General features: G+C 71.4%; 11 protein-coding genes and 2 pseudogenes. 5 read left to right on the top strand and 8 right to left on the bottom strand.

Annotated features, from left to right (window positions below):
- Positions 1-3: 3 nt before the first annotated feature.
- From ACFRU2_RS06025 to ACFRU2_RS06015, 3 genes are all read left to right on the top strand, one after another.
- On the top strand, positions 4-1,341 hold the full coding sequence (locus tag ACFRU2_RS06025) for an SWF or SNF family helicase (protein WP_382968166.1): 1,338 nt from the start codon (positions 4-6) through the stop codon (positions 1,339-1,341).
- A gap of 155 nt (positions 1,342-1,496) precedes the next feature.
- Positions 1,497-2,861 (top strand): transcriptional regulator, encoded by a 1,365-nt coding sequence (locus ACFRU2_RS06020; RefSeq protein WP_382968163.1) that lies wholly within the window; start codon positions 1,497-1,499, stop codon positions 2,859-2,861.
- A 56-nt stretch (positions 2,862-2,917) separates the two neighbouring features.
- Positions 2,918-4,441, top strand: coding sequence for an aldehyde dehydrogenase family protein (locus ACFRU2_RS06015; protein WP_382968160.1), 1,524 nt, complete (start codon positions 2,918-2,920; stop codon positions 4,439-4,441).
- A gap of 70 nt (positions 4,442-4,511) precedes the next feature.
- On the opposite strand, the gene ACFRU2_RS06010 is transcribed toward ACFRU2_RS06015, so the two are convergent.
- Complete coding sequence (locus ACFRU2_RS06010) at positions 4,512-5,246, bottom strand: SDR family oxidoreductase (protein WP_382968157.1); 735 nt, start codon at positions 5,244-5,246, stop codon at positions 4,512-4,514.
- 130 nt (positions 5,247-5,376) lie between these two features.
- On the opposite strand from ACFRU2_RS06010, the gene ACFRU2_RS06005 reads away from it, so the two are divergent.
- Entirely contained in the window at positions 5,377-6,198 is an 822-nt protein-coding gene (locus tag ACFRU2_RS06005) for a helix-turn-helix transcriptional regulator (RefSeq protein ID WP_382969564.1), read from the top strand.
- 3 nt (positions 6,199-6,201) lie between these two features.
- Here the strand turns inward: ACFRU2_RS06005 and ACFRU2_RS06000 are convergent, their stop codons facing one another.
- From ACFRU2_RS06000 to ACFRU2_RS05985, 4 genes and pseudogenes are all read right to left on the bottom strand, one after another.
- The gene (locus ACFRU2_RS06000) at positions 6,202-6,813 is read right to left on the bottom strand and encodes a hypothetical protein (RefSeq protein ID WP_382969653.1); all 612 of its coding nucleotides are present in this window, start codon (positions 6,811-6,813) and stop codon (positions 6,202-6,204) included.
- Positions 6,814-7,067: 254 nt separating this feature from the next.
- A pseudogene (locus ACFRU2_RS05995) lies at positions 7,068-7,220 on the bottom strand (hypothetical protein); the annotation flags it as partial.
- Positions 7,221-7,290: 70 nt separating this feature from the next.
- Complete coding sequence (locus ACFRU2_RS05990; RefSeq protein ID WP_382968155.1) at positions 7,291-7,566, bottom strand: hypothetical protein; 276 nt, start codon at positions 7,564-7,566, stop codon at positions 7,291-7,293.
- Between the two features lie 15 nt (positions 7,567-7,581).
- A pseudogene (locus tag ACFRU2_RS05985) lies at positions 7,582-7,680 on the bottom strand (hypothetical protein); the annotation flags it as partial.
- Between the two features lie 52 nt (positions 7,681-7,732).
- Here ACFRU2_RS05985 and ACFRU2_RS05980 point away from each other — a divergent pair.
- Entirely contained in the window at positions 7,733-7,876 is a 144-nt protein-coding gene (locus tag ACFRU2_RS05980) for a hypothetical protein (RefSeq protein ID WP_382968153.1), read from the top strand.
- Positions 7,877-7,930: 54 nt separating this feature from the next.
- On the opposite strand, the gene ACFRU2_RS05975 is transcribed toward ACFRU2_RS05980, so the two are convergent.
- The 3 genes from ACFRU2_RS05975 to ACFRU2_RS05965 all read right to left on the bottom strand — a co-directional run bounded on the left by ACFRU2_RS05975 (position 7,931) and on the right by ACFRU2_RS05965 (position 10,600).
- A complete protein-coding gene (locus ACFRU2_RS05975; protein ID WP_382968150.1) occupies positions 7,931-8,248 on the bottom strand; it encodes an excalibur calcium-binding domain-containing protein in 318 nt (105 codons plus the stop codon).
- 73 nt (positions 8,249-8,321) lie between these two features.
- Entirely contained in the window at positions 8,322-9,887 is a 1,566-nt protein-coding gene (locus ACFRU2_RS05970; RefSeq protein WP_382968148.1) for a prepilin-type N-terminal cleavage/methylation domain-containing protein, read from the bottom strand.
- Positions 9,888-9,955: 68 nt separating this feature from the next.
- Positions 9,956-10,600, bottom strand: coding sequence for a hypothetical protein (locus tag ACFRU2_RS05965; RefSeq protein ID WP_382968146.1), 645 nt, complete (start codon positions 10,598-10,600; stop codon positions 9,956-9,958).
- Between the last annotated feature and the right edge of the window lie 171 nt (positions 10,601-10,771).

Raw genomic sequence — 10,771 nt, 5'->3', positions numbered from 1 at the left:
CGGATGAACGCGAAGGACCCGTACGCGAAGGACCGGTACGCGAAGGACCCGTACGAGAAGACCTTCCCGCCCCTCCCGCCCGCCCCGGGCCGCGCCTTCGCCCACACCTGGTGGGGCCATGCCTGGCTGCGCGCCCTGGAGGACAGCGCGCTCGACGGCCAACAGGTCAAGCAGGGCCGGCGGTACGCGCGTTCGGGCGCCGTCGGGGCCGTGTCCGTACGGCCGGGCGGGCTGACGGCCGTGGTGCGCGATCCGGACGGGACGGCGCACCGGACCGACGTGCTGGTGCAGGAGTTCACGGAAGCGGAATGGGACCGGCTGCTCGGGATGGCTGCCGCCGAGTCGGGCCACATCGCGGCGCTGCTGGACCGGGAGGTGCCGCCGGAGCTCGTGGAGGACGCGGCGGCGGCCGGGGTGGAGCTGCTGCCCGGGATCGGCGACCTCGACCCGCGCTGCGACTGCGAGGAATGGGACCACTGCCCGCACACGGCGGCGCTCTGCTACCAGGTGGCGCGGCTGCTGGACCAGGACCCCTTCGTGCTGTTGCTGCTGCGCGGGCGGGCGGAGGCCGGTCTGGTGGCCGAGCTGGAGGAGCGCAGCACGGCGGAAGCGGAAGCGGGATCCCCGGATTCCGCGAGCGAGGCCGGCGGCGTACTCGGCGTCCTCGCGTCCGAGGTGTACGCCGCGGCGTCCGCCCTGCCCCCGCTGCCCCCGCCCGCGGCGCTGCCGGACGCGCCGGGCCAGCCTCCGACGCTGGACACGGAGTCGGGGACGGAGCCGCCGGGCCTGGACGTGGACGGGGTGGAGTTCCTGGCGCAGGCGGCCGCGACGGAGGCGTACCGGCTGCTCGCGGAAGCGCTCGCTCCGGCCCACGCGGAGCGCGCCCCGCAGCCCGGGCCCACGCCTGCGCACGACGCCGTACGGCTCACGGCGGAGGCCCATGACCTTCGGGTCCGCTCCCGCCTGTCGGCGGCTTCCGACAGGGACCGGGCCGCCATGGACCGGGCCGTACTCGCCTGGGGCTTCGGCGGGTCACGGGCCGTCGAGGTGCTGGAGGAGGACTGGAACCCCGACCGGGCATCGCTCGCCCGGGCCCGGGCCGCCCTGGCATCGGCCTGGCCCGACGGGGCGGACGGGGCGGACGCCGGCGCCGGCGCCCCCGCCCCGGTGCTCCGCCGGATCCGGTCCCGCTGGACGGAACCGGGCGGTGACCGCCAGCTCCGCCTGGGCCGCGAGGGCCGCTGGTGGCCGTACCGCCGGGCGGCGGACCACTGGCTCCCGGCGGGCCCGCCGTCCACGGACCCGGCGTCGGCGCTGGCCGCGCTGGACCCGGAGGACTAGGAGGCCCCGGCGCCGGGGCCCGGGACGAGGCCCGGGGCGCACCGGCGGGGACCGGCCGACCCGCATCCCGCACTGGCCGACGTACCGCTTGCCGGGGCGTCGGGCCGGTACGACGATGGGGCGCTCCGGGTACCAAGGCACCGCGAGAGGGTGACATGGACGATCCTTCGGTGGCTCTGCCGGGCGGGGCCGACCCCGCCGAGCGGACGCGGGAACTGCGGCGGGCCCACGCCGCGTTCACCCAGGACGGGCGGGTCGAGGCCCCGGTGCGGGCGGTCATCGCGAGGTCCTGGCGCCGCTGCGCCCGGGCCCGGGTCAGCCCGGAGTGCACGCCCCGGCTGGAGCTGGCCGGGCCGGAACTGCGGTCGTACCGGGAGCAGCACCCCCTGGCCAGGGTGCTCCCGCTGTTCCGGGACCTGGTGGGCGCCTTCGCCTCGGACGGGGCCCATCTGCTGGCGGTGTGCGATGCGCGGGGCAGCCTGCTCTGGGTGGAGGGCGAACCCGCCACGATGCGGCGCGCGGAGGGCCTCGGCTTCGTGCCGGGCGCCCACTGGGCGGAGACGGCGATGGGCACCAACGCCCCCGGCACCGCGGTGGCGGTCGGGGAGCCGGTCCAGGTCTTCGGCGCCGAGCACTTCAGCCGTCGGGTGCACCCGTGGACCTGCGCGGCGGCTCCGGTCCGCGATCCGCGCACCGGAAGGCTGCTCGGCGCCGTCGACGTCACCGGGGGCGACTGGCTGGCCCATCCGCACTCCCTCGCCTTCGTGCGTGCGGTGGCGTGCGCGGCGGAGGCCCGGCTCGCGCTGCTCGATCCGGCCCCCCTGCCACCCGGCGGCGCCCTCACCGCACTCGGCCGTGACGAGGCGCTGCTGACCGGCCCGGGCGGCCGTGAGGTCCGGCTCGGGCGGCGGCACAGCGAGATCATGGCGCTGCTCGCGCACCACCCGGAGGGCTTGTCGGGGGAGGAGCTGGCGATCGCCCTGTACGAGGACGAGTCGGTGTCACCGGTCACCCTGCGCGCCGAAATGTCACGGCTGCGCGGCCTGTTGGGTCCCCGGGCCCCGCTCTCCCGCCCCTACCGCACGGCCGCACCGCTGGAGGCCGACTTCACGGCCGTCACCCGCCACCTGGCCTCCGGCGCCGTCTCGGCGGCGCTGGCCCGCTACCCGGGCCCGCTGCTGCCCGCGTCCACGGCACCCGGCATCGTCCGGCTCCGGCGCCGCATCGAGGAGCAGGCCCGGGCCGCCGTGATCGCGCGGGCCGACCCGGGGCTGCTGACCGACTGGGTGTCCAGTCCGTGGGGCGCGGAGGACATCGAGGTCTGGCGGGCCCTGGCCGCCGTACTCCCGGCTGCGGGCCGGACGGCCGCGCTGGCCCGCGTACGGGCCATCGACGCGGAACTCACGGCGCCGCCACAGGAGTTGCCGACCCCGGGCTCGGCCGAGCGGGGCCGCACCGCCACGCCGACGGCCCGTACGCCGCGCGGCCGTGCAACGTACCGGCAACCTGCCCGCCCCTAGCCTCACGGCGAGCACCGGCCGACGGCGGCCGGCGCCCGGCAAGGGGAGGTCCTTCCATGGCCCGTTACGCTGCGCCCGGTACCGAAGGCGCGCTCATGTCGTACGCGTCCCGCTACGGCCACTTCATCGGCGGCGAGTACGTCGAGCCGGCCCTCGGGCGGTACTTCGCCAACCCCTCCCCCGTGACCGGTGAGACCTTCACCGAGGTGGCGCGCGGTACGGCCGAGGACATCGAGCGCGCACTGGACGCGGCGCACGCCGCCGCGCCCGCGTGGGGACGTACCTCGATCACCGAGCGTTCCACGATCCTGCTGCGCATCGCGAACCGGATGGAGCAGAACCTGGAGGCGCTCGCGGTCGCGGAGACCTGGGAGAACGGCAAGCCGATCCGCGAGACCCTGGCCGCCGACATGCCGCTCGCCGTCGACCAGTTCCGCTATTTCGCGGGCGCGCTGCGCGCCCAGGAGGGGGCCCTCAGCCAGATCGACGAGGACACGGTGGCCTATCACTTCCACGAGCCGCTGGGGGTGGTCGCCCAGATCATCCCGTGGAACTTCCCCATCCTGATGGCGGTGTGGAAGCTGGCTCCGGCCCTGGCCGCGGGCAACACGGTGGTGCTGAAACCGGCCGAGCAGACCCCGGTGTCGGTGCACTACCTGATGAGCCTGATCGCGGACCTGCTGCCGCCGGGCGTGGTGAACATCGTCAACGGCTTCGGCGAGGAGGCCGGCAAGCCGCTCGCGTCCAGCCCGCGCGTGGCGAAGGTGGCCTTCACCGGGGAGACGTCCACCGGGCGGCTGATCCTGCAGTACGCGGCGGAGCACCTCAAGCCGGTCACGCTGGAGTTGGGCGGAAAGAGCCCCAACCTCTTCTTCGACGACATCTGGACCGCCGACGACGACCTGCGGGACAAGGCCCTCGAAGGGTTCACGATGTTCGCCCTCAACCAGGGCGAGGTGTGCACCAGCCCGTCGCGCGCCCTGATCGAGCGCGGCCGCTACGGAGACTTCCTCGACGCGGCCGTGGCCCGCACCGAACTGATCGTGCCGGGGCATCCGTTGGACACCGACACGATGATCGGCGCGCAGGCCTCGGCGGAGCAGCTGAAGAAGGTCCTGTCCTACGTGGAGATCGGCCAGCAGGAGGGCGCGAAGATCCTGACCGGCGGCGGGCGCATCGACCACGGCGGCGAACTGGCGGGCGGCTTCTACGTCCAGCCGACCATCTTCGAGGGCGACAACCGCATGCGGATCTTCCAGGAGGAGATCTTCGGCCCGGTGGTGTCGGTGACCTCGTTCCAGGACTTCGACGACGCGCTGCGCATCGCGAACGACACGGCGTACGGCCTGGGCGCCGGCGTCTGGACCCGCGACATCAACACGGCCTACCGCGCGGGCCGCGCGATCCAGGCGGGCCGCGTCTGGACGAACTGCTACCACGCCTACCCCGCCCACGCGGCCTTCGGCGGCTACAAGCAGTCGGGCATCGGCCGCGAGACCCACAAGATGATGCTGGAGCACTACCAGCAGACGAAGAACCTCCTGGTGTCGTACTCTCCGAAGAAGCTCGGCTTCTTCTAGGCCCAGCGTCTCGTCCGAAGCGGGCGGTGCCTGCCTCGCCGCCCGCTTCGGCTCCCGGATGCGCCGGCGGTCACCGGGCACTCGCGGCGGGGCGTACGACGATCTCGTTGACGTCGACCCCGGACGGCTGGGCGACGGCATAGGCGATGGCCCCGGCGATGGCGGACGCCGGCAGGGCCACGGCGCGATAGGCCTTCATGGCCTCCCTCGCGGAGGGATCGGCGATCCCGTCGGCCAGCTCGGACTCGGTCACGCCCGGAGAGACCAGGGTGACCCTGATGGAGCCGTCCGACTCCTGGCGCAGCCCTTCGGATACGGCTCGGACGGCGAACTTGGTCGCGCAGTAGACAGCGGCAGTGGGTGACACCTCGTACGCACCGACGGAGGCCACGTTCACGAAGTGCCCGCCGCCCTGGGCGCGCATCACGGGCAGGGCGGCGGCTATCCCGTGCAGGACGCCCCGTACGTTCACGTCGATCATCCGGTCCCAGTCGTCGACCTCCAGCGCGTCCAGCGGCGAGAGCGGCATCACCCCGGCGTTGTTGACCATCACGTCGACCCGGCCGTATTGCTCCCGGGCGGCGGCCACGAAGGCCCGTACATCGGCGGCGTCGGTGACGTCCAGCCGCTGGAAGGCTGCCGTGCCACCTGCCTCGTCGATCTCCCGGCTCAGCGACTCGAGCCGATCGGTGCGCCGGGCGCCCAGGAACAACCGGTGCCCGTCGGCGGCGAGCCGCCGGGCCGTCGCCTCCCCGATCCCGCTGCTCGCTCCGGTAATGGCCACGACCTTGGCTTCGTTCCTCATGTCTGCCCCACTCCTCGTTCGAAACGGAATGCTCCGCCCGACCGAGTCTGTGCAAGCAGGAGCCGGCCAGCCAGGACGCATCACACCCAGGCAGCACGCCTCCCCCACCGCCTAGCCTGTGGCCATGACGGTGACCGGCAACCTCCTCGGCGAGTTCCTCCGCGCGCGCAGGGCGGCCCTGGGGCCGCGGGACGTCGGCCTGGTGAGCCACGGCGTACGCAGGGTCACCGGACTGCGTCGTGAAGAGGTCGCCGACCTGGCCGGGGTGAACGCGGACTACTACGCCCGCCTCGAGCAGGGCCGCGAACGCCGTCCCTCGCCGCAGGTCCTCGACGCCCTCGGCCGGGCCCTGCGCCTGGCTCCCGACACCCACGCCCACCTGCACCGCCTGGCCGGCGCGCCCCCGGCCGGCCGGTCGTCCACCGACCGGATCAGCGCGGCTCTGCGCCAACTCCTGGACGGCTTCACGGGCGCCCCGGCGTTCGTCATCAACCCCGCCCTGGACGTCCTGGCCGCCAACCCCCGCGCCGAAGCCCTGCATTCACCGTTCGCGGCGGCGGACAACCTGGCGCGCATGGTCTTCCTCGACCCGGAGGGCCGGCAGTTCTACACCGACTGGACCTCCACGGCCCGGGCCACAGCGGCCCACCTTCGGCAGACCTGCGGCATCACACCGGACGACCCGCGCCTGCGGTCCCTCATCGACACCCTGACCGCCCACAGTGTGGACTTCGCCCGCCTCTGGACCACCCATGACGTCCTGAACAAGACCCAGGACACCAAGCACCTGCACCACCCGACGGTCGGCCCCCTGACCGTGACCTACCAGTCCTTCGACGTCCGGGCCGCCCCGGGCCAACAACTCATCGTCTACCAACCCGCTCCCGACACCCCCACCGCCGAAGCCCTCGTCCGGCTCGCCCAGGGGACGGGCTCAGCCCGGATTGCCTGAGGGCTAGGTGTCCAGCGCCGCTTCCAGGGTGTGCGCGTACGTCCTGAAGTACCGTTTGGCGGCCTCCGGGGAGGTGGACGCGGGCATCAGAACGCCGGGGAGGAAGGCCGCCCGCCACATCAGGAAGACCTCGCGCGCCGTGCGCGCGTGGGCGGGTGACCCCAGCGAGGCAGCGGTTTCGAGCACCTCGACGATGGTCGCGGCATTGGCCTGCACGTCCTGCGGCGCACGGAACGAGGCCGTGCCCACCAGAGCGTGCAACAGGTGCGTCAGCTGGAGGTCCGTGCCCATCCGGGCCATGCGCCGCACCGCCTCGGCTCCGCCGAGCTCCGGCGAGAACTCCTCGATGCAGCCGGACCACAACAGCAACGACGTGACGGGAACGTCGTGCTCGCGCAGGTATCCCAGCTGATCGACGATGTCCATCGTCGGCGGATGGAATCTGCCGATGTCCCGCACCGCGGCAAGGATCCGGTCCAGTTCGGTGCGGCGGATCGTGACGAACTCGGCCACCGTTTCGCCACGGAGGGCCGCTCCGCATTCGACGATCCCCCCGAGAGGCCCGAAGATCTCCCGCGCGAGGGAGGTCTCCGAGGCCATGGGCCGCTCATCCACCGCTGTTCAGCTCCTTCGCGTGCACGTTCGTTTCCTTGTCGTCCTAGAACCGGTTGCTGAAGGGTTCCATGATCGCCTGCCCCTGCGGGAGGGCCTGTAGATGCTTGTTGAGCAGCTCGATTCCCTCCCGAGTGTTCACGAAGTACTCGGGGAAATTGCCGGCCGGCCCCGAATGCAGCCTGTACACGGATTCGGCGAAATCCGACCGGCCACGCCACCGATCCCCACACGGTGCTGCGGCTCTGCCAGGCCAGGGTCCCCGATTCGTCGACGAGCTCCGTGGGCGTGCCCACCAGGTCCGTGACGATGGAGAAGAAGCGCTCGCCGATCGCTTCCTGCGGCGCGTCGGCCGGGAGAATGCGCTCCGTCTGGGTGAGGGGACGCAAGCCGTTGTGGTCCCGGGTCATCGTCACCAGGTTCGGGGAGTGTGGCGCCTCAGTTCCCGGCCCACCACGTCCACTCGAAGGTCAGGGTGCGTCACGAGACGGTGAGGGCCGAGCGGCGGCCCGTCTCGTCGTACGTCCAGCGGGAGCGGGCCCCCGTCGGCGTCGTGTGGTGGGTGCGGCGGCCCAGGGCGTCGTAGGCGAACTCCGTCGTGCGGCCGTCGACCGTCTCGGACCGTACGAGTCCGTCCCGGTCGCGCAGCCAGGTCACCGTGGCGTCCGGGGACGCCGCGGACACCAGGTGGTCCGAGACGTCGTACTCGAACGTGGTCACCAGGCCGGCCGCGTCCTTGTGGACGATCTGCCCCATTTCATTGCGCCGGTAGGCCACGGTCTGGCCCAGCGCGTCGGTGCGGGAGGCCAGACGGCCACCCGCGTCGTAGGCATAGCCGAGCGACCGCGAGTCGAAGTCGTTCTCCGCGATCAGACGGCCCGCCGCGTCCTAGCTGTAGGTCCACGACAGACCCTGCGGGTTGGTGTTCCCCTCGGGCACCCTGGGATTCCTCCATGACCAGACAGATCTCGGTGACCTCGTAGCCGGTGCGGGCGGCACGAACCTCCTGGTCAGCTGGTCCACCAAGAAGCTCGGCTTCTTCCAAAAAGTGGAGCACGGTACCTGACCTGCACGAACGACAGGTGGGACACCGTGCTTCCCATGACTGCTTCCGCTGCTGCTACGGCTGCAACGGATTGACCGGATCGCTGATCGGCGCACCGTCCAGGTCGGTGGCGAAGTCGCGGTGGACCGGCTTCTTGTCCTTCGGATGGGGGAGGCCGGGGCATGCGATGCCGTCGCCGTCCCGGTCGAGCTCGTTGGGGTCGAGCGTGTCGGCGCGCAGCACCGCCTGGGCGTCCGCCTGGGCCTTGAACGTGTCGCAGTCGGCCACGTGCCCCTTGTGTACGTAAGGGGCGACGTCGAACCTGCGCTCCGGGGATCCGTTGCCGGCGCACGCGGTCAGCATGATCGCCGCGATCACACCGACCGCCGTCACGGTGGTACTACGGCCCGGTCCGCGCGGGTGATTCCCGCCCGTGCAGATGGTGCGTGACTGGTCTCGCATGGCCCTAGTCCGATCCCGTACCGAACAACACGACCTGCGACGTGCCCGGTTCGAGCACGTACAGCTTCGCCGTGGTGCCGTTCACGGCCAGCGAGCCGAACTGGGTGGGCGCCGCGACCGGAGCCTGCGTCAGCATCGTGGTGCCATCGACCACTCCGAGACCGCCCGGGGCGGTGGTGAGTCCGCCCGACGTGGAATGGAACTGCGAGAAGAACAGCCTGTTGGAGTTCTTCAGCACGGTGAGCTTGTGCGCCGGGTTCGACGTGATATTTGAGGTTCCGGTCGTCGGTACCTGCTTGCCGGCCACCTTCCCTTCGATGCGGGTGATGCGGCCCGTGGCGCCAGCTGAGGAGTAGACGTAGACCGCCGCTGCCGAGACGCTGTAGACGGCGGAGTGGTGGCCCATGCTCCCCGTCAGCACCGGTATTTCGTCGATCGCTGTGAAACTACCGTCGACAGGGTTGATGACAACCGTTGTCCCCACCGTCCGCGTGGTTGTCGAATCCAGCGCCACGCACTTGCCGGCAAGGAGGTAGACGAGGCCGCGATTCGGATCGACGGCCGTCACGCCGCGGGCGGAGGTGGACAGGAAGTGTCCGACACCGCCGCTGCTGCCGCAGCCCGACTTCGAGGGGAGTTCAGCCGCGAGCCGGGCCGTGTGGGTCTGCGTCGAGACGACGAAGAGGCCGATGTTGGGGCTCAGGGCGTTGCCCTGCTTCACGAAGTAGACCTCATGACGCGCGGGGTCGAAGGAGAAGTCCATACCGCCGGTCGCCAGTACGAGGCCCGCAGCGGGCAGCGGGATCGGCGTCGCCGTCGAGCTGCCGGCAGCAATGTAGGCGACCTCCGAGGCACCCACAGGACCACCGCCGACGTAGACCTCGCCGTTCTCAGGAGAGACGGCCAGGCCGCTGACGATCGCCGGGAAGTCGACTCGGGTCACTTGATTGCCGTTGGCCGTGTCTATGATCGCGACGCCGTTCGTACCCCCGACGTAGACCTGGCCCGTACCGGAGTTGATCGCGATCCGGGTGGGGTTCGGCGCGGCGCCGGAAACGTCGACCGGAGCGCCGATCTGCTTGTCGGTCTTGCCGTCGATCACGGTCACGGTGCCGTTGTTGGCGCTGGACACGACGTACACGCGATTGGCCTTCTCATCGACCGCGAGGTCGACCGGGCCGGTGGCCACCGGGATCGGGGCGCCCTTGCGCTCCGTCGGGGACGTGTCGTACAGCGTGAACGAGGACTTGGCGCCCCGGCCGCACTTGTTCTCCTCACCGACCGCCACCATGTTGTAGCCCGGATCGCCGGCCAGCAGCCCGTCGCCCTTCAGGTCGTCGATCGTCCCGTAGTGTCCGTGCTTCGCGCAGTAGGTCTCTTCCGCCGTGCGCAGGGTGGCCGCGTCCGCGGCGGCCGCGGCGTCGCTGCCCTTGTCGCCGATGCCCCTGACGGAGAACACCACGATGGCCGCGAGAACGCCCAGGATCACGATGACCACGAGCAACTCGATGAGCGTGAAGCCGTCCTCGCGTCTGGCGCGCAAGGGGAACGGGCGGTGGTCGGGTCTCATGACAGTCGGGCTTTCCTTCAATCGATGGGTCACGTCCGGCCCGAGCGCACGCGCGAGCCTCTGCCGCGTCACGGTGTTTTCCGCAGCACGGGCTTGACGTCCTTGGGTTCCGGGAGGTCCGGGCACGCAATGCCCTTCCCGTCGCCGTCAAGGTGGTTCGGGTCGGTCGGTGCGAAGCGCAGGACGGCCTGTGCGTCCGCCTGGCTGGCGAAGTCGGCGCAGTCGTAGGCGTCGTTGTTGTAGCGCAGGAAGTAGCGCGGCTCGAGGGCTCGCTCCGGCTGCGGGCAGAGCGCGCTGCGGGTGTCACCGGGCGCGCACGTGAACCGCTGCGCGGCCTGGGCAACGGGTGTGACGTCACGCGGGTCGGGCAGTCCTCGGCACGCGACGCCGCCGCCCTCGTCGATGCGGTTCGGATCGCTGGGGTCGGCCCGCAGCACCGCCTGCGCATCCGCTTGATTGGCGAAGTAGAGGCAATCGAAGGCGTCGCCGTGAGTGGTCTGCTCCTTGGCGTCGAAGGTCTTGCCGTTCGGGCAGAGCAGGGTGCGCGGGGAGCCCGGCGTGCACCATTCGCGCTCGGGCCTCTGGGCCTGGGCGGCCGAGTCCGACCCGCCCCGTACGAACACCACGACGCCCAACGCCACCGCCACCACCGCGAGAACGAGCACGCTCCGCCTGATCGCGCGCGAGCCCGACAGCCTGCTCAACACTGCCATTTCACGCCTCTGCACATCGTGCCGCCAACCCTTTCTGCGCGTCCCGCAGCGGGCCGACGGCACTCGCCCACCAGTCCCGTTGCAGTTTTGATACGTGCATTACATCCACAGCAGCCATGGTTGTCAACGATTGACTACCGGGGTTCCACATGAGCACCATCTAGGCGCGTG

Origin of the sequence: Streptomyces sp. NPDC056883, from assembly GCF_042788835.1 — a bacterium.
Classification (GTDB): Bacteria; Actinomycetota; Actinomycetes; order Streptomycetales; family Streptomycetaceae; genus Streptomyces; species Streptomyces stoeckheimensis.
This window is presented reverse-complemented; position numbering and strand designations above follow the sequence as displayed.

Excerpts from the sequence above, each read along its gene's own strand:
- ACFRU2_RS05970 (WP_382968148.1), bottom strand. The coding sequence starts at position 9,887 with ATGAGACCCGACCACCGCCCGTTCCCCTTGCGCGCCAGACGCGAGGAC.
- ACFRU2_RS06010 (WP_382968157.1), bottom strand. The coding sequence starts at position 5,246 with ATGAGGAACGAAGCCAAGGTCGTGGCCATTACCGGAGCGAGCAGCGGG.
- ACFRU2_RS05965 (WP_382968146.1), bottom strand. The coding sequence starts at position 10,600 with ATGGCAGTGTTGAGCAGGCTGTCGGGCTCGCGCGCGATCAGGCGGAGC.
- ACFRU2_RS05990 (WP_382968155.1), bottom strand. The coding sequence starts at position 7,566 with ATGGGGCAGATCGTCCACAAGGACGCGGCCGGCCTGGTGACCACGTTC.
- ACFRU2_RS06015 (WP_382968160.1), top strand. The coding sequence starts at position 2,918 with ATGGCCCGTTACGCTGCGCCCGGTACCGAAGGCGCGCTCATGTCGTAC.
- ACFRU2_RS06025 (WP_382968166.1), top strand. The coding sequence starts at position 4 with ATGAACGCGAAGGACCCGTACGCGAAGGACCGGTACGCGAAGGACCCG.
- ACFRU2_RS06020 (WP_382968163.1), top strand. The coding sequence starts at position 1,497 with ATGGACGATCCTTCGGTGGCTCTGCCGGGCGGGGCCGACCCCGCCGAG.